The sequence below is a fragment of the Streptococcus bovismuti genome (assembly GCF_042436615.2).
Classification (GTDB): Bacteria; Bacillota; Bacilli; order Lactobacillales; family Streptococcaceae; genus Streptococcus.
The window spans coordinates 29411-47990 of sequence record NZ_JBHMFR020000006.1 but is presented as its reverse complement, the minus strand read 5'-3'; the positions used below and the strand labels follow the sequence as shown (position 1 = coordinate 47990).

Genomic DNA, 18580 nt, shown 5'->3' with positions numbered 1-18580 from the left:
ATGAGTTTCTAGTTATAGATTGCTAGACCTCTTGAGTGAGGTAAGGTATGTATTTGGAGAAGGCTTAGACCTTCTCCATTTTATATATAATTAGAAGAAAAAGAGTTGTGTCTTCTAAAATAGATTCAGATGATGGGCAACTTATGATGGAGATGTCAAGGAATTTCAATAGATAATAGTATGGAAGAGTTCAAGAATGAAACTGGTTTTCACGTTTTTTCTTGACTCTTTTTTTGGTTGTGATATAATTAACCAGTAAATAATTCTTCAAAGAATAGTATTTTCTCTTAAAAAAGAGAAGTCCAAAAGGAAAGGAGTCAGATATGAGACAGCTAGCGAAGGATATCGATGCTTTTTTGAATGAGGTGATTTTGCAGGCAGAAAATCAGCATGAAATCCTAATAGGTCATTGTACTAGCGAGGTGGCCCTGACCAATACTCAGGAGCACATTCTTATGCTCTTGTCAGAGGAATCTTTAACAAATTCAGAATTGGCGCGTCGCCTCAATGTCAGTCAGGCAGCAGTTACCAAGGCCATTAAGTCTTTGGTCAAGGAAGGGATGTTGGAAACATCTAAAGATCCTAAGGATGCGCGTGTGATTTTTTATCAGTTGACTGATTTGGCTCGTCCAATCGCTGAGGAGCACCATCATCACCATGAGCATACACTTTTAACCTATGAACAAGTGGCAACTCAGTTTACTCCAAATGAACAAAAAGTGATTCAGCGGTTTTTGACTGCTTTAGTAGGAGAAATCAAATAATGAGATACATTACGGTAGAGGATTTATCCTTCTATTATGATAAGGAGCCCGTTCTTGAACATATCAATTATAGTGTTGATAGTGGGGAATTTGTTACCTTGACAGGGGAAAATGGAGCAGCTAAGACGACACTGATTAAGGCCAGTCTTGGTATCCTCCAACCACGCATTGGCAAGGTGACTATTTCAAAGACAAATACACAGGGTAAGAAATTGAGAATAGCCTACCTTCCTCAACAGATTGCCAGTTTTAATGCGGGTTTTCCAAGTACGGTTTACGAATTTGTCAAGTCGGGTCGTTATCCACGAAAAGGCTGGTTCCGTCGCTTGAATGCTCATGATGAGGAGCATATCAAGGCTAGTCTGGATTCAGTTGGCATGTGGGAACACCGAGACAAACGCTTGGGTTCTCTATCTGGAGGACAAAAGCAGCGAGCGGTGATCGCACGTATGTTTGCTTCGGATCCAGATGTGTTTATCCTAGATGAGCCGACAACGGGGATGGATGCAGGAAGTAAAAACGAATTTTACGAACTCATGCACCACAGCGCCCATCATCATGGCAAGGCTGTTTTGATGATTACTCATGACCCTGAAGAAGTTAAGGACTATGCGGACCGCAATATTCATCTAGTCCGTAACCAAGACTCGCCATGGCGTTGTTTCAACGTTCATGAGAATGATCAGGAGGTGGGCCATGCTTAGTTTGTTATCTTATGACTTTATGCAACGTGCCTTTCTGGCCGTTATTGCCATGAGTCTTTTCTCGCCAGTATTGGGGACCTTCCTTATCTTGCGCCGTCAGAGTTTGATGAGTGATACCCTCAGCCACGTCTCACTTTCAGGTGTAGCCTTTGGTCTGGTACTAGGGATTTCTCCGACTATTTCCACTATTGCTATTGTCTTGATTGCGGCGGTCTTTCTGGAGTATCTCCGTACGGTTTACAAGAGCTTTATGGAAATCGGGACAGCTATCCTCATGTCAACGGGTCTGGCTGTTTCTCTGATTGTCATGAGCAAGGGTAAAAGCTCGAGTTCTATGAGTTTGGACCAGTACCTTTTTGGTTCAATCGTGACTATCAGCGAAGAGCAGGTTATTTCCCTCTTTGTCATTGCGGCGGTTGTTTTGCTTTTGACCTTCCTCTTCCTTCGTCCAATGTACATTTTGACCTTTGATGAGGATACGGCCTTTGTGGATGGCTTGCCAGTTCGTACCATGTCCATTCTTTTTAACATGGTGACGGGGGTGGCCATTGCCCTTATGATTCCTGCTGCGGGAGCTCTTCTGGTATCGACCATTATGGTCTTGCCAGCTAGTATTGCCCTGCGTCTGGGGAAAAACTTTAAATCGGTTATGTTGCTTGCCAGTGCTATTGGATTTTTGGGAATGGTAGCAGGACTTTACATTTCCTACTATGCAGAAACACCTGCAAGTGCAAGTATTACCATTATTTTTGTAACTGTCTTTTTACTTATTAGTTTAGTAAGACGTTTTATCAAATAGGAGACGAACATGAAAAAAATTAGCTTACTGCTAGCCAGTCTATGTGCCTTATTTTTAGTGGCTTGTTCCAATCAAAAGCAAGCAGATGGCAAATTAAATATCGTGACAACCTTTTATCCTGTCTATGAATTTACCAAGCAAGTCGCAGGAGATACGGCTAATGTAGAACTCCTAATCGGTGCTGGTACAGAACCCCATGAATATGAACCATCTGCCAAGTCGGTTGCCAAAATCCAAGACGCAGATACCTTCGTTTATGAAAATGAAAACATGGAAACATGGGTACCTAAATTGCTAGATACCCTGGATAAGAAAAAGGTCAAAACCATCAAGGCGACAGGCGATATGTTGCTTTTACCAGGTGGCGAGGAAGAAGAGGGAGACCATGACCATGGAGAAGAAGGCCATCACCATGATTTTGACCCCCATGTTTGGTTATCACCAGTCCGTGCCATCAAACTTGTGGAGCACATCCGTGACAGCTTATCAGCAGATTATCCTGATAAAAAAGAGACCTTTGAAAAGAACGCAGCTGCCTATATCGAAAAATTGCAAGCCTTGGATAAGTCTTATGCAGAAGGCTTGTCTCAAGCCAAACAAAAGAGCTTTGTGACTCAACACGCAGCCTTTAACTACCTTGCCTTGGACTATGGACTCAAACAAGTCGCAATCTCAGGCCTCTCTCCAGATACAGAGCCATCAGCTGCTCGCTTGGCAGAATTGACAGAGTACGTTAAGAAAAATAAAATTGCCTATATCTACTTCGAAGAAAATGCTTCACAAGCCCTTGCTAACACACTTTCAAAAGAGGCAGGTGTCAAAACAGATGTCCTTAATCCTTTAGAAAGTCTGACAGAAGAGGATACTAAGGCTGGTGAAAACTATATTTCCGTGATGGAGAAAAACCTCAAGGCTTTGAAACAAACAACGGACCAAGAGGGCCCAGCAATCGAACCTGAAAAGGCAGAGGATACCAAGACAGTCCAAAATGGTTACTTTGAGGATGCAGACGTCAAGGACCGTACCTTGAGTGACTATGCAGGTAATTGGCAATCAGTTTATCCTTTCCTTGAAGATGGTACGTTTGATCAGGTCTTTGACTACAAGGCTAAGTTGACTGGCAAGATGACTAAGGAAGAGTACAAGGCCTACTATACAAAAGGCTATCAGACAGATGTCACTAAGATCAACATCACTGATAACACTATGGAATTTGTTCAAGGTGGACAAAGCAAGAAATACACTTATAAGTATGTTGGTAAGAAAATCTTGACTTACAAGAAAGGCAATCGTGGCGTACGCTTCCTCTTTGAAGCGACAGATGCAGACGCTGGACAGTTCAAGTATGTTCAGTTTAGCGACCACAATATCGCCCCAGTTAAGGCAGAACATTTCCATATCTTCTTTGGAGGCACAAGCCAAGAAGCCCTCTTTGAAGAAATGGATAACTGGCCAACCTACTATCCAGAAAACCTATCTGGCCAAGAAATCGCCCAAGAAATGTTAGCGCATTGATGAGAAACCGACTAGTTCATAAGAGCTAGTCGGTTTTTGGGTACTAGATGGCTAACTTCATTATAGACCTTTTAGAACTTTAAAAAATAAATAAAACTCTTGAAATATCGGGGGTTATGTGCTAGAATGTAGTTAGTTGATAAGGTTCATTAGAACACCAAAGCCCCTAACTATGGCCGTAGTTAAGGGCTTTTTTGACGTATCTTAGCGATTTAACGGGTGTTGATAGGCTAGTCACTCGGTCTACTCCTTACTATCTAGCCATTTGCAGACGAAATATAAGATAATTCCTGCTATGACGTCCGCTATAATAGTAAGAGCGAGCTCTATGATAAGGTTCATTAGTTTCACCTCCTCTCACGAACCGTAAGGAACGTAATCGGTAACCGATGACAAAAATAGTATACCATACTAAATTTAGATCATCAACCTCACTTCATGCTTGAACTATTGGAGTGCGGTTCATTGTAATGATGTTTTTTGTGAGTCTTTTAAAGGGCTTAACCGTTACTTGCTTCGTTTCTTTGTCCACGACTTGTAAAGCTCAGATAGTATGTTGATAATCAACGGAGTTAGAAAGAACGATCATGGTGCACTAATTCTTTACCAGTTGTTTTAGCAAGAGATTAGACGACAATGTGACAATTCGCCTCTAATTATTGACATTTCAGGAAAAATAGCAGTAAAAACTGCACAGCCTTCTTTAAATGTGCTATAATACAGGAAAAATAATGATGGAGGTCACGATAATGGCAACATTTTTGATGATTTTTGTGGTGGTTTGTGTGCTCCTATTGGTGATAGTCACACTGAGTACAGTTTATGTGGTTCGTCAGCAGTCGGTGGCGATTATTGAACGCTTTGGGAAATACCAAAAGGTTGCCAATAGCGGTATTCATATTCGCTTGCCTTTTGGGATTGACTCGATTGCAGCGCGGATTCAGTTGCGCTTGTTGCAAAGCGATATTGTGGTTGAGACTAAAACCAAGGATAATGTGTTTGTTATGATGAATGTAGCGACTCAGTACCGTGTTAATGAGCAGAGCGTGACAGATGCCTACTATAAACTCATGCGTCCAGAATCTCAGATTAAATCTTATATCGAAGATGCTCTTCGCTCTTCTGTTCCAAAATTAACCTTGGATGAATTGTTTGAGAAAAAAGACGAGATTGCCCTTGAAGTTCAACACCAAGTAGCAGAAGAAATGACTACTTACGGCTACATTATCGTGAAAACCTTGATTACCAAGGTTGAACCAGATGCAGAAGTTAAGCAATCCATGAATGAAATCAATGCGGCACAACGTAAGCGGGTCGCAGCGCAAGAATTGGCTGAAGCTGACAAGATTAAAATCGTCACTGCAGCTGAAGCCGAAGCAGAAAAAGACCGCCTTCATGGTGTGGGGATTGCCCAACAGCGTAAGGCGATTGTGGATGGATTGGCAGAGTCTATCACAGAACTCAAGGAAGCCAATGTTGGCATGACAGAAGAACAAATCATGTCTATCCTCTTGACCAACCAGTATTTGGACACTTTGAATACCTTTGCTTCTAAAGGAAATCAAACGATCTTTTTGCCAAATACGCCAAATGGTGTGGATGATATCCGTACACAAATCTTGTCAGCCCTCCGCGCTGAGAAGAAATAATAGACTAAAGAGCTTGGCAACAGGCTCTTTTTTGTTTTACGATCGTGGGTTTGTGAACTAAAATCCTCCTCCACAAATTATAGAATCTTTTCTGAGTATTTAGGGAGTGATGGAGGAAGTCTTGAAAGCGCTTTTGTTTTGTGCTATAGTCAAGTAAATCGAGTCATTTAAAGAGGATTGTTTGTATGAGAAGAGAAGAAGTTTTACGAAATCACTGGTTTTTTAGCCAGGAAGTGGGGAAAGAAGATGCCTTGGCACCAGATTTTCAGAGGGAAAATTGGCAGGCTATTCAAGTGCCACACGACTGGAGTATTTACAATGATTTTGACCAGTATTCGCCAGCGCAAAATGAGGGTGGTCAGTTAAACGGGGGTCAGGCTTGGTACCGGACGCAGTTTTACTTGGAAGAAGATGCCAGTCTTGTATCGGTGCGTTTGCTCTTTGACGGGGTTTATATGAATGCCCAAGTCTATATCAATGGACAAGTGCTGGGCTATTATCCCAATGGCTACGCACCCTTTTCTTATGATATCACGCCTTATCTAAGAAACGATGGGACAACCAATCAGCTTGCGGTTTTTGTCGACAATCAGCAACCTAGCAGTCGTTGGTACTCTGGTAGCGGTATTTATCGAGAAGTAAAATTGCTGATTACAGATCTGGTGCATCTGGATTTGTATGGGATTAAGATAGAAAGTCCTAAACTAAAAGAACAAAGAGATGGATGGGTGGAAACTCAGCTTGAAAGTAAGGTTTCAAATGACGGATCTCAGTCTGTGTTGGTATATTTGGAACAGAGTATCTGGTATGAAAAACAGCGGATTTCTGACTGGCAAGAGACAGACTCTCTAGTTATTGAAGCTGGGGACAAACATCATTTCCAACAAGCAATATCAATTTTTCAACCTTTGCTTTGGGATATTGACCATCCCCACCTTTACCAATTGAAGACTCGCCTTTATAAAAATGGCATTTTAGTTGATGAAGAAGAAGAAACCTTTGGTTACCGCTATATGGATTGGCAAGCAGATAAGGGCTTCTTTCTAAATGGGCGCTGGTTGAAGATTCATGGGGTTTGTCTGCATCATGACTATGGAGCGCTGGGAGCTGTGGAAAACAGGTCAGCTGCTGAGAGACGCTTGCGGCAGATGAAGGAAATGGGTGTCAATGCGATTCGAATTACCCATAATCCGGCTAGTAGTATCTTGCTAGATGTGGCCGCCAAAATGGGACTACTTATCCAAGAAGAAGCCTTTGATACCTGGTATGGAGGTAAGAAAGAATATGACTATGGTCGCTTTTTTGAGGAAGAAGCGACTCATCCAGAAGCGAAAGCAGGCGATTTCTGGTCAGATTACGATTTGCGCACCATGGTTGAGCGTGGCAAGAACAATCCAGCTATTTTTATGTGGTCCTTAGGAAATGAAGTCAGTGAAGCAAATGGAGATGCTCATTCATTGAAGACTATCAAACGCTTGCTAGAGAGGGTCAAGGAGGTTGATGATAGCCGTTTTGTGACCATGGGAATGGATCAATTTCGCTTTGGAGATGGTTCTGGAGGTCATGAAAAGATTGCGGATTTGCTGGATGTGGTGGGCTTAAATTACTCGGAAGACAATATTGATGGAATTCGTAAAAGACATCCCAAGTGGCGACTTTATGGCTCTGAAACCTCATCGGCTACCCGAACTCGTGATAGTTATTTTCGCCCAGATAAGGAATGGGTTGGGGATAATCGCCGCGTGCGGAATTTTGAACAGTCGGACTATGGAAATGATCGAGTTCCTTGGGGGAAGACAGCGACGGCTTCTTGGATAGCAGATAGAAATCGGCTAGACTACGCAGGTCAGTTTATCTGGACAGGAGTGGACTATATCGGTGAGCCGACTCCTTGGCACAATCAAAATGACACACCTGTCAAGAGCTCCTATTTTGGGATTGTGGACACAGCAGGGATTCCTAAAAATGATTATTATCTCTACCAAAGTCAGTGGTTGGATGGTAATCAGCATCCCATGGTTCATATCCTGCCCCACTGGAATTGGGAAATCCACAAGAGTTATCAACAAGTTGTGGATAAGTGTGGGGATATCCCTGTTCGAGTGTATTCAAATGCTGGTTCAGTAGAGCTATTTCTCAATGGAAAATCTCAAGGTAGGAAGACTTTTCAGGAAAAATGGACTTCAGACGGTCGGAAATACCAAGAGGGAGAAGGTTCTGACCAACTCTATCTCGAATGGCGCTTGGCTTATCAACCAGGAGAATTGCATGCTGTGGCCTATGACCGTCAAGGTCAGCTTGTGGCAGAAGATAGGGTGGTGACTGCAGGTAAGCCAGCCAAAATCAGGTTACATAGCGAGAAAACACAACTGGAGTCAGATGGGCAAGACCTCCTTTATCTCTATTTTGATGTATTGGATAAAGATGGAAATTGGGTGCCGAGCGCTTCCAATCAGCTTCATTTTGAAATTGAAGGACCTGCTCGTATTGTGGGTGTGGATAATGGAAGGCAGGCCAGTCGTGAACGTTATCAGGCTCAGAAAAATGGTCGATTTAAGCGGAAAGCCTTTCATGGCAGAGGTGTCCTTTTGGTTCAGAGCTTGGAGCAGGTAGGTCAAGTAAGAGTAAAAGCTAGTGCCAGAGGGCTAGAGCCAGCAAGTTTTGATATCTTAGTGGGAGAGGCTTTGGCTACCCAGCCAGTGAAAAATAAGCGCTTGTTTGAGATTCGAGTGGACAAGCAGGCAGGCTTACAAGAAGGGGATTCCACAGCGATTGGACTTTATCCACAAATTGTGGATAACCCTGTGAACAAGGTGGGGAATAGTGAAGTGATTTGGGAGACGAGTGGTAGTGCCCACGCCATTATCAAGCAGGGAGTGCTTTATTGCTTGTCTGCAGGCGACTTGGCTATTCGCGCCATTTATCAAGGAAAGACCTATCAAACTCATTTGCAGGTGGCAGAAAATACTTCGCTAGGCCGAGCAGTTTCTGTAAGACCACTTCGCTTGTATACAAATAAGGGAACTTATCCACAGCTTCCATCTTCAGTTTTGGTGGACTATGAGTTTGGCGGTGCAAAACGAGTCAAGGTTGTCTGGGAAGCAATCTCGGAAGAAGATATAGCAAGCTTTCATGAGTTTACGGTATCTGGTCAGCTAGAGGGTTTGGATTTAAAGGCTTCTGCTCAGGTTTGTGTTCAAGGGATTTGCACTATTGAACCCGAAAGGGTTTGGACGCTTGTCAAGGAACCCCCACATTTACCAGACCGAGTTAAGCTAGTCTTATCAGATGGCAGACGAGATACGTCCAAGGTGACTTGGAATGAACTCGACCCCCAAGTCTATGCTCAGGTAGGAGAATGTGTACTCACAGGGCAGGTAGCGGGCTGTGAGTTGCCGGCAACAGTTACCATCCATGTGACAGCTGCCGGTGTAGATGGGGAAGTTATTTCCAATCAGTGGACAGGATCCAACCTGCCTCTGGTCTTTGCTTCTCATTCAGAACCGAATCACCCAGCCTCTTACCTCAATGACAAGGTCATTTCTCGGAAGAAATCGACAGCCAATACTTGGATTGCCAAGTCAGAGCAAGCCAGCGTGGGCATTATTTTTGGAGATGCAGGGATTTTAAAACCGCGATTCGTGGATAACGTGACCTTGTATTATGTTGAGAATCAAGAATACGCGGCGGTGGAACCGACCTTTATTGATTATTACATAGGGAATGAGCCTAGTTTGCCTCGGACTCCAAACCATTTGGATAAGGATTCTGCTCTCAAACAAGAAAAGAATTGGCGACCTGTATCAGGCATCCGAAAGGTTTCAAGTGATAGGGGTGAAGAGCTTCGTTTTGAATTTGACAAGGTGGAGACCTATGCCCTTCGTCTTAGATTTGAAAACTTGGCAAGTCCCCTAGCGTTAACAGAATTGCAAGTACATGCCAAAAAAGTAAAGAAAAATGTAGATAGGAAGTAATATGGTAAGAGAAATAAAACCGCACGGCCCCTTGCCTAGTCAGGCCCAGCTAGCGTATTTAGAGGATGAACTAGCAGCCTTTATCCATTTTGGTCCCAATACTTTTTATGATCAGGAATGGGGGACAGGTCAGGAGGACCCTGAACGCTTTAACCCAACACAGCTAGATGCGCGTGAGTGGGTTCGTGTACTCAAGGAAACGGGCTTTAAAAAGTTGATTTTGGTGGTCAAGCACCACGATGGCTTTGTCCTCTATCCGACGGCTTATACAGACTATTCGGTCAAGGCTAGTCCTTGGAGGAATGGAGAGGGGGACTTGCTCCTTGAAGTATCCCAAGCTGCTACAGAATTTGATATGGATATGGGGGTCTACCTGTCACCCTGGGATGCCCACAGTCCTCTCTATCATGTGGAGCGAGAAGCGGACTATAATGCCTATTATCTGGCACAGTTGAAGGAGATTTTATCAAATCCTGCCTATGGCAATGCAGGGAAATTTGCTGAGGTATGGATGGATGGTGCTAGAGGAGAGGGCGCACAAAAGGTCAATTATGAATTTGAAAAATGGTTTGAAACCATTCGTGACCTGCAGGGTGATTGCTTGATTTTTTCAACAGAAGGCACCAGCATTCGCTGGATTGGCAATGAACGAGGATATGCGGGTGATCCCCTGTGGCAAAAGGTAAATCCTGACAAACTAGGAACAGAAGCAGAGCTGGACTATCTTCAGCACGGAGATCCCTCAGGCACGATTTTTTCAATCGGTGAGGCAGATGTCTCCATTCGACCGGGTTGGTTTTACCATGAAGAGCAGGATCCTAAGTCTCTTGAGGAGTTGGTCGAAATCTATTTTCACTCAGTGGGGAGAGGAACCCCGCTCCTACTTAATATTCCGCCGAATCAAGATGGGCTATTTGATGCAAAGGATATTGAACGCCTCTATGAATTTGCGACCTATCGCAATGAGCTCTATAAAGAAGATTTGGCTCTGGGAGCTGAGGTATCTGGTCCTGCTCTCTCCGCAGACTTTGCTTGTTATCATCTAACAGATGGCCTTGAAACCAGCTCTTGGGCAAGCGATGAGGGATTGCCAATCCAGTTAGAACTCAATTTAGCGTCACCTAAAACTTTTGATGTAATTGAGTTAAGAGAAGATTTGAAGCTAGGGCAACGAATCGCTACTTTTTATGTGCAAGTAGAGATGGATGGCGTCTGGCAAGAATTTGGCAAGGGCTTTACAGTTGGTCATAAGCGCCTCCTGCGAGGTCCGCTAGTAGAGGCACAGAAGGTTCGCGTGATCATTACCGAGGCACAATCTATGCCTGTATTGACCAAGATTGCCCTCTATAAAACTCCGAGGTTATCACAAAAGGTAGCTGTTCAGGGACTAGCATTTGCAGAAAAAAGTCTAGCTGTGACAAAGGGAGAGACTCTTCATTTTAGGATTGAACGTAGCGAAAGTAGCTCCTCTTTAGAGGCTAAGATTTCGATTCAACCGGGGACAGGTGTCCATGGTGTCGCCTATCAGGACGAGATTCAAGTCCTTCAATTCCAAGCAGGGGAAAGCACAAAAGATTTGTGCCTACCAACCCTGTATTTTGCCGCTGATAAGACCTTAGATTTCTATCTGAATCTGACTGTTGATGGACAATTGGTTGATCAAGCTCATATTTTAGTTGAAACGAGATAAAACATCTTCACAATTCATTTCCTTTTCGAATAAATAGATAGAACCATATAATCTAGCAAAATTAGATTTAAAACTATGGTATAATAAAAGGAGGAAAAGGATGATTCTCAGACATCCGGGCATCAGCCCAACCAATGACTTGGTAGCTAAGAAGATTTTTAGCAACCCTGAAATCACTTGTCAATTTATTCGCGATATGCTGGACTTGCCAGCAAAAAATGTGACGATTTTGGAGGGAAGTAACATTCACGTCTTACCTTCCCTACCTTACTCGGCCCAGGATTTCTATACCAGTATAGACGTCTTGGCGGAATTGGACAACGGTACTCAGGTCATTATTGAGATTCAAGTGCATCATCAGAATTTTTTCATCAATCGTTTGTGGGCTTATCTTTGCAGTCAGGTCAATCAAAATCTAGAAAAAATTTGCCAGCAAGAAGGAAATACTCACCAGAGTTATAAACACATAGCACCGGTATATGCTATCGCAATTGTGGACAGCAATTATTTCTCAGATGATTTGGCTTTTCATAGTTTTAGTATGCGCGAGGATACGACAGGTGAGGTCTTAACCATCACAAACAATGGACAAGAAAACCATCTGGTCAAGATGGCGTTCTTGGAATTAAAAAAATACAGAGAAACCAGCAAAGACGAGGTTCGCAAGCCGTGGTTGGAGTTTTTCGGAAACAAACCCTTTACCCAACAACCCGAGCGAGCCATCAGCCAAGCAGACCAACTGCTGGACTATAAGAGCTGGTCCGAGGAGGACAGGAAAATGTTTAGTCAACTACGTATGCGAGAAGAGCAAGCCTTGTTAGCGCAGGACTATGCTTTGGAAACAGCTAGGGCAGAAGGTCTTGAACAAGGACGATCGGAAGGTATCGAACAGGGACTGGAACGTGGGAAAGCTGAAGGTAGTTTGTCTATGCTACTAAACCTCGTTCGCCAGGGGCTTCTGACACCGGAGGTTGCCAGCCAGCAATTAGGCATGACTGTCGCTGAGTTTGAGGCACTGTTGTGAATAGTAAAAAACGACATGTTATCGTATGAGATAGCATGTTTTTTTAATCCATAACAAATATAAATATATCGACTTAAAAATAAAATAGTAAATACAGAAAATTCTATGTTTAAAAATGTAAAAAAATGAAAGAGCAAAGTGTTTAAAATTGGACAGAGAGGTTTGATTTTTCGGGGGATGGGGGGGATTTTACAGGACAAATCGTTTGCATTTTTGTTTAAAATAATTTAAAATTACAGATAGGGAATTATTTAAAAATATGTTGATTTTTTATAGTCTCTACCAACTACAGTAATCATCAAAAAAGATGGAAAAATTAAAAACATTATTTTTTATAGGAGATTTTATTCATGCAAAATAAATCATCTGTCAATCGTTCAGAGAATTTGCGTCGTGAAAGAGTGACGCGTTATTCAATCCGTAAATATAGTTTTGGTGCAGCGAGTGTAGCAGTGGCTGCTCTTTTCATGTTCCTAGGAAATGGAGCTGTATCAGCCGATGAGCTTGGGAAACAAGATGTAACAGCTATTGAAAAAACTATTGAAGACAAAGCTTCTCAAGATGGAGAAAAGATTGTCCAACCTGATGCTTCAGCAACAGAAGTGACTTCTAAACCAGAAGAAAATGTTGTTGCACAATCAGAGTCAGCTTCTAAACCAGAAGAATCAGCAAAACCAACTCCAACTTTGGATAAGTCACAATTGGAAAGCTATATCACTGAAATTGAAGGGAAAATTTCAGCAGGTAAATATGCTAATAAGACAGAGGAGAGTCTCGCTCTTTTAAATTCTGAATTATCCTCTGCCAAGTCTGTGCTTGCTTCTGCAACCAGTCAAGATGAACTAAAAGCAGCCTACAACAAGCTTGTCACTGTAGTAAGCTCAAAATTGAAAAACAAACCGGTAGAGAAAACGGAAGCTCCAAAGGTAGATACTACTAACGGAAAAGAAACTGTAGGTAAAAAAGCAGAAAACACAGAACCAAGTGCGGCTAATTCGCATGCCATTCCTGCAGATGCTGAAGAAGGTGCAGGTTTTAGAAGAAACGATTCAGGTTCTCCTCAAGTTACAAATACTGTAGATTATAGAGATGCAGCATATAATCACCGTCGTGGTGTAACATCTGCGGATACTACTTTATCAGGACCTGGAACGAATGGTAAGACTGTAGTAGTGACAGTCGCAACTCCAGGAGGAGTTACAAAAACTTATGAAACAGTAGTAACTAATGGAAAATGGACTGTGAATTTAGAGGCACCATTAAAATCTGGTAGTGATCCACACAATAAAGTTGCAGAAGAAACTAAGATTACTGTTCAATACAAGGGTGAAAATAATAAATTAAACGATGATACACGAGTTTATCTTGGACGTCCAAAATTTGTTAATGATACAGTAGTTGCAGGACAAAAAGAAGTATTGGTAAAAGTTCCGAAAGATGCGAATAATTTATGGGTAGGATTCGAAGGTTCTTGGGACCGTCAAGTAGTTATGAACGGAGGGAATCCTCAATCTCAAGATACATCAACACTAACTGCAGCTATGGCAGATACTCAAGATGATCCTATTTTCCATACAGTAAAATTAACATTCCTTCAAAACGTAATTAAAGAAGGTGCTAACGGAATTAACTTGCAAGCGCAATCTGGTTACAGTGCGGCAGGGGGAGCTCAACCTGGAACAACAGAAGCAGCAGAAGCTAAACGTCTAACATTAACTGCAACGAACGAAGCACCTACAATTGCAGCAACAGATAATGGAAGCGACGTAGTTGTGAAAAAAGGCGAAGCATTTGACATTGCAACTCTAGCAACTGTAGCAGACAAAGAAGATGATGCAAAACTTACTGTCGGTGATCCAGTAAAAGCTAAATTAGTATCAGTTAATGGAGCAAGTGCAACAACATTTAACACTGCAACGCCAGGTGAATACACATTAGTTCTTAAAGCGGTAGACAGTCAAGGTAAAGACTCTGGGAATACAATTACTAGAAAAGTAATTGTAAGAGATAACCAAGCGCCAACAGCTGAAATCCCATTCTCAGATCCAGCACCAAATAAAAAAGAAGTATTTGTATACGGTGCGGAAGAAAACTCATTTGATATTAAAATCAAAGATGATAGCGGAAAAATTGTCAGTGCTACAGTAAGAGGTGGTAGTAACCAAGAGTTTAAACCAGTAGCTGGTGAAGCTAATAAAATTAATACTCAATATGGATATACTGCGAATACTTTCAGTGCAGAAACAACAGCAAGTGAAGATTCACCGGCGGTAATTACATATTCAGGAACTCCAGCACCAGAAGGAACTTTCACATTAGACAAACTAAAAGCAGCGACTAAAGGAGAAAATCCAGAGGGTGTAGCTTTAGGATGGCGTTATGTAAGGGCTACCGATGCTGATGGAGGAGAAATTACAGGTAATGGAACTAGTGCAGCTGATATTGGTGCATTCAGAGTAATGCTTAAACCTCAAACTCAAAAATATGACATTCAATCACTTGCAGATTCTGATAAAGTAGTGGTAACAGACCCATCAGCTGTAACAGATGATGAGTTTAACAAAATCAAAGAAAAACTTAAATTAGAATACTCAAAAACAAATCCAGATAAGAATTTAGAAGCTAAACGCGGCCAAGAAGTAGCTGAAAAAGATGAAAGAATTGATACAATCACAAAAGTTGGCACTGATTTAGTAGTAACTTATAAAGATGGATCTGTAGATAAAAAACCACTTTCTGAGTTCGTTAACCTTAACAAACAACCAGCAATTGATGCAGTTAACAAAGCAGCGGAAGATAAAATTGCTGAAATCAACAAAACTCCAAATGCAACTGATGAAGAAAAAGCAGCAGCAATCGCAAAAGTAAATGCAGATAAAGAAAAAGCTGTAGCCGCAATTAACGATGCAAATGTAGCGACAAAAGCAGAATTAGAAAAAGCGAAAGAAGCAGGTACAACTGCAATCGCAGCTGATAACCCAGTAGTAGCGAAAAAAGATGCAGCTAAAGCGGACGTTGAAGCAGAGCGTAAAGCCAAAGCCGATGCAATTAATGCTGACACAAACCTAAGTCAAGCAGAAAAAGATGCGGCTATCGCTAAAATTAACAAAGCAGCTGAAGATGCAACAAAAGCAATTGATGCAGCAACAACAGATGCAGATGTAGATACAGCGAAAAATGCTGGGACTACAGAATTCGGTAAAGTTAACCCGATTGCGAAAGAAAATGCAAAAGAAGCTATTGCCAATGCATTAACAGCTAAAAATAAAGAAATTGATGCTCGTACAGATTTAACACAAGCAGAAAAAGATACAGCAAAAGCAGAAGCTAAGAAATTAGCAGATGCAGAACTTGCAAAAGTTGAAGCTCAACCTGATAATGCAGAAACAGCAGATGCAGCGGCAGCAGCACAAAAAATTGTTAATGATGCAGAAGATAAAGGCGTTGCAGATGTAACATCAGTACACCCAATCGCTAAAGAACAAGCGAAACAAGCTGTAGCAGATGAGCTAACTAAAAAAGAAGCAGAAATCGACGCTCGTGATGACTTAACACAAGAAGAAAAAGACGCAGCTAAGAAAGAAGCGCAAGACAAAGCAAAAGCAGCAACTGATGCTATTAATGCTCAACCAGCTATTACAGATTCAGCAGATAAAGCGACAGCAGCTCAACAAGCAGTAGATACAGCGAAAAACACTGGAGTATCAGAGGTTAAAGCAGTAAATCCAGAAGCAGCTAAAAAACCAGTAGCGAAAAAAGCAATTGATGATGCATTAAAAGCGAAAGAAGAAGCAATCGATGCGCGTACAGATTTATCAGATAAAGAAAAAGCAGCAGCAAAATTAGCGGCGAAAAACCTTGCAGATGCAGCGAAAAAAGCAATCGACAATGCAACAACAGATGCAGAAGTTGAAGCAGCACAAACTACAGGAACAGACAATATTGCAACTGTAAATCCAGTAGCAAAAGAAGCAGCAAAACAAGCTGTAGCAGATGAGCTAACTAAAAAAGAAGCAGAAATCGACGCTCGTGATGACTTAACACAAGAAGAAAAAGACGCAGCTAAGAAAGAAGCGCAAGATAAAGCAAAAGCAGCTACTGATGCAATCAATGCTCAACCTGATACTGTAGATACACCAGAAGAAGCAACAGCAGCTCAACAAGCGGTAGATGCAGCTAAAGATAAAGGTGTAGCAGATGTTAAAGCAGTAAACCCAGAAGCGAAAGCTAAGCCAGCGGCTAAGAAAGCAATTGATGAAGCATTAAAAGCGAAAGAAGCAGAAATTGATGCACGTACTGATTTAACAGATGAAGAAAAAACTGCAGCAAAAGAAGAAGCAAAAGCAGCAGCTGATAAAGCAAAAGAAAATGTAGATAAAGCCACAACAGATGCAGCTGTAAAAGAAGCAGAAAATGCGGGAGTATCAGAAGTTAAAGCGGTAAATCCAGAAGCGAAAGCTAAGCCAGCGGCTAAGAAAGCAATTGATGAAGCATTAAAAGCGAAAGAAGCAGAAATTGATGCACGTACTGATTTAACAGATGAAGAAAAAGCTGCGGCGAAAGAAGAAGCAAAAGCGGTAGCTGATAAAGCAAAAGAAAATGTAGATAAAGCCACAACAGATGCAGCCGTAAAAGAAGCGGAAACTGCGGGAACATCAGCAGTTAAAGCAATTAATCCAGAAGCGAAAGCAAAACCAGTAGCTAAGAAAGCAATCGATGACAAATTAGCAGAGCAATTAAAAGCTATTGAAAATACACCTGACGCTACAGACGAAGAGAAGAAAGTAGCAGCGGATGCAGCAAGAGCAATCGCAGAACAGGCTAAAAAAGAAATCGATGCAGCTAAATCAGATGCAGATGTTAAAGCTTTAGAAGACGAAGCAAAAGCTGAAATCGAAAAATCTTTACCATTAGTCGAAGATAAACCAAATGCTCGTAAAGCAATCGATGAAGAAGCAAAAGCTAAAAAAGCAGAAATCGATGCTCGTAATGATTTATCTCCTAAAGCTAAAGAAGCATTAAAAGCTAAAGTAGATAAAGTTGCGAATAAAGCTAAAGCAGCAATCGACGCAGTAAGTAGTGTAGAAGATGTTAATGTAATAGAAGAAGCAGATAAGGCAGCTATTAAAGCAATTGGAGATATCAATAGACCAATTGACAAAGTTCTTGTAAAAGACCCAAGTGCATTAACAGATGAAGAAAAAGCTAAAATCTTAGAAGAAGTTAAAAGAGTTAATCCTACAGCCAAAGAAGTTAAATATAACGAAAATGGTAAAATCGAGGTAACTACTGGAAATGGTGATAAAGGAACGATTAATCCAGCTAAATTAGTTAAAACCGAAGAAGACTTAGATAACGGTAAAGGTGGAAACGACATTAATAAACCACTTGATAAAGTTATCGTGAAAGATCCTGCTAACTTGACAGATGAAGAGAAAGCTAAGATTGTTGCTAAAGTTGAAGAGGTTAATCCAGATGCTATTGTAACGATAGATGAAAATGGAACTGTTTCTGTTTCTACTCCAGATGGTAAAACTTCGGCAATTCCAGCATCGGATTTAGTAAGAACTAAAGAAGATACAGAAAAAGCTGGAGCAGGTAACTCTAATATTGTAAAACCAGCAGATAAAGTAGTCGGTGAAGCAAATGACCCAGATGATCAAGCTAAAGCAGAAGAAAAATTAAGAGAATTAAACCCAGAAACTAAATCTGTTAAATTCGATGAAAATGGTAATGCGACAGTTACTCTAAAAGATGGTACTACAGCAACGATTCCATCGGAAGACTTATTCAGGTCAGAAACTGATGTAAATAAACCAAACGCAGGAAATGACGTAGTTAAACCAGCGGACAAAACATTAGTAAAAGATCCGAACGCATTAACAGATGAAGAGAAAGCGGCAATCGCAGCGAAAGTACAAGAAGTAAATCCAGACTCAACAGTAATAGTTGATGACAAAGGAAACGCAACAGTCACAACTAAAGACGGAAAAACAGCAGTAATTCTAGGAAAAGACTTAGTTAAAACAGAAGCAGATGCATCGAAACCAAATGCAGGAAACGACATCGTTAAACCAGCGGACAAAACATTAGTAAAAAATCCGAGCGCATTGACAGATGAAGAAAAATCCGCAATCGCAGCGAAAGTACAAGAAGTAAATCCAGACTCAACAGTAGTCGTTGACGACAAAGGAAATGCGACAGTCACAACTAAAGACGGAAAAACAGCCGTAATTCCAGGAAAAGACTTAGTTAAGACAGAAGCGGACGCATCGAAACCAAACGCCGGCAACGACATCGTAAAACCAGCGGATAAGACACTAGTCAAAGATCCAGCTAAATTAACAGATGAAGAAAAATCCGCAATCGCAGCGAAAGTACAAGAAGTAAATCCAGACGCAACAGTAGTCGTTGACGACAAAGGAAACGCAACTGTGACGACTAAAGACGGAAAAACAGCG

9 protein-coding genes are annotated in these 18580 nt (G+C 41.6%); all 9 read left to right on the top strand.

Features of this window, described 5'->3' with window-relative positions:
- Nucleotides 1–323 precede the first annotated feature (323 nt).
- On the top strand, nt 324–764 hold the full coding sequence (gene adcR, locus ACERDH_RS07055; RefSeq protein ID WP_001249308.1) for a zinc-dependent transcriptional regulator AdcR: 441 nt from the start codon (nt 324–326) through the stop codon (nt 762–764).
- Nucleotides 764–1468: a metal ABC transporter ATP-binding protein gene (locus tag ACERDH_RS07050; protein ID WP_001269496.1), complete on the top strand. Its 705-nt coding sequence runs from the start codon at nt 764–766 to the stop codon at nt 1466–1468. The genes adcR and ACERDH_RS07050 overlap by 1 nt, the downstream gene beginning before the upstream one ends.
- Nucleotides 1461–2267, top strand: a complete 807-nt coding sequence (locus ACERDH_RS07045) for a metal ABC transporter permease (protein ID WP_141230613.1) — start codon at nt 1461–1463, stop codon at nt 2265–2267. The genes ACERDH_RS07050 and ACERDH_RS07045 overlap by 8 nt, the downstream gene beginning before the upstream one ends.
- Nucleotides 2268–2276: 9 nt before the next feature.
- Nucleotides 2277–3782, top strand: coding sequence for a zinc ABC transporter substrate-binding lipoprotein AdcA (gene adcA, locus ACERDH_RS07040; protein ID WP_386685480.1), 1506 nt, complete (start codon nt 2277–2279; stop codon nt 3780–3782).
- A gap of 764 nt (nt 3783–4546) precedes the next feature.
- The gene (locus tag ACERDH_RS07035; RefSeq protein WP_004235732.1) at nt 4547–5431 is read left to right on the top strand and encodes an SPFH domain-containing protein; all 885 of its coding nucleotides are present in this window, start codon (nt 4547–4549) and stop codon (nt 5429–5431) included.
- Nucleotides 5432–5616: 185 nt separating this feature from the next.
- Entirely contained in the window at nt 5617–9405 is a 3789-nt protein-coding gene (locus ACERDH_RS07030; RefSeq protein WP_386685478.1) for a glycoside hydrolase family 2 TIM barrel-domain containing protein, read from the top strand.
- A gap of 1 nt (nt 9406) precedes the next feature.
- Nucleotides 9407–11095, top strand: coding sequence for an alpha-L-fucosidase (locus tag ACERDH_RS07025; protein WP_386685477.1), 1689 nt, complete (start codon nt 9407–9409; stop codon nt 11093–11095).
- 100 nt (nt 11096–11195) lie between these two features.
- Nucleotides 11196–12119, top strand: a complete 924-nt coding sequence (locus ACERDH_RS07020; protein WP_386685475.1) for an Rpn family recombination-promoting nuclease/putative transposase — start codon at nt 11196–11198, stop codon at nt 12117–12119.
- A gap of 350 nt (nt 12120–12469) precedes the next feature.
- The coding region (locus tag ACERDH_RS07015) for a DUF1542 domain-containing protein (RefSeq protein ID WP_415741914.1) at nt 12470–18580 on the top strand (6111 nt) is incomplete at its 3' end.

Bases quoted from the DNA above. Each gene is read 5' to 3' on its own strand.
- adcA (WP_386685480.1), top strand. From the start codon at position 2,277: ATGAAAAAAATTAGCTTACTGCTAGCCAGTCTATGTGCCTTATTTTTA.
- ACERDH_RS07045 (WP_141230613.1), top strand. From the start codon at position 1,461: ATGCTTAGTTTGTTATCTTATGACTTTATGCAACGTGCCTTTCTGGCC.
- ACERDH_RS07020 (WP_386685475.1), top strand. From the start codon at position 11,196: ATGATTCTCAGACATCCGGGCATCAGCCCAACCAATGACTTGGTAGCT.
- ACERDH_RS07035 (WP_004235732.1), top strand. From the start codon at position 4,547: ATGATTTTTGTGGTGGTTTGTGTGCTCCTATTGGTGATAGTCACACTG.
- ACERDH_RS07030 (WP_386685478.1), top strand. From the start codon at position 5,617: ATGAGAAGAGAAGAAGTTTTACGAAATCACTGGTTTTTTAGCCAGGAA.
- ACERDH_RS07025 (WP_386685477.1), top strand. From the start codon at position 9,407: ATGGTAAGAGAAATAAAACCGCACGGCCCCTTGCCTAGTCAGGCCCAG.
- ACERDH_RS07050 (WP_001269496.1), top strand. From the start codon at position 764: ATGAGATACATTACGGTAGAGGATTTATCCTTCTATTATGATAAGGAG.
- adcR (WP_001249308.1), top strand. From the start codon at position 324: ATGAGACAGCTAGCGAAGGATATCGATGCTTTTTTGAATGAGGTGATT.